This is a genomic window from Pseudoalteromonas sp. S558 (genome assembly GCF_005886635.1).
GTDB classification, from domain to species: domain Bacteria; phylum Pseudomonadota; class Gammaproteobacteria; order Enterobacterales; family Alteromonadaceae; genus Pseudoalteromonas; species Pseudoalteromonas aliena.
The window spans coordinates 1-349 of record NZ_PNDU01000708.1 but is presented as its reverse complement, the minus strand read 5'-3'; the positions used below and the strand labels follow the sequence as shown (position 1 = coordinate 349).

Here is a 349-nt window from a genome sequence, read left to right as displayed (position 1 = left end):
CTGATCCCGCACCTCCGAAGCCGCCAACGCCGCCAACGGCCTCTGTGACTATTCCCCAGCCCGGTTCAAAGCCGGGCTTTTTTGCATCCCTTCTCAACCTGTTCCGCAAAGGAGCCTAAGCCATGATCACCGCCGCAGACAAATTCTGGATCGCCGTGCTGATCCTCTCCGCCAATGGCATTCGGTCTCGGTACGGGATCGACTTCGGTCTCGATCAACAGTCCGCAAACGATCTGGTCAGCGGCATCGCCGCCGCCTTTGTGTGGCTTGTGCCGAATAAGGAACGAGCGAACTGACAGCGCTTCTCACGGCCATCCTTGCCAATCCAACAGTCATCGCAATCCTCGCC

General features: G+C 58.7%; 1 protein-coding gene. It reads left to right on the top strand.

Features of this window, described 5'->3' with window-relative positions:
- Positions 1 to 122 precede the first annotated feature (122 nt).
- On the top strand, positions 123 to 296 hold the full coding sequence (locus CWB66_RS22405; RefSeq protein WP_171037577.1) for a hypothetical protein: 174 nt from the start codon (positions 123 to 125) through the stop codon (positions 294 to 296).
- Positions 297 to 349: the final 53 nt, after the last annotated feature.

What these genes read in the sequence shown, in the direction of transcription:
- CWB66_RS22405 (WP_171037577.1), top strand. Translation starts at nt 123, where the DNA reads ATGATCACCGCCGCAGACAAATTCTGGATCGCCGTGCTGATCCTCTCC.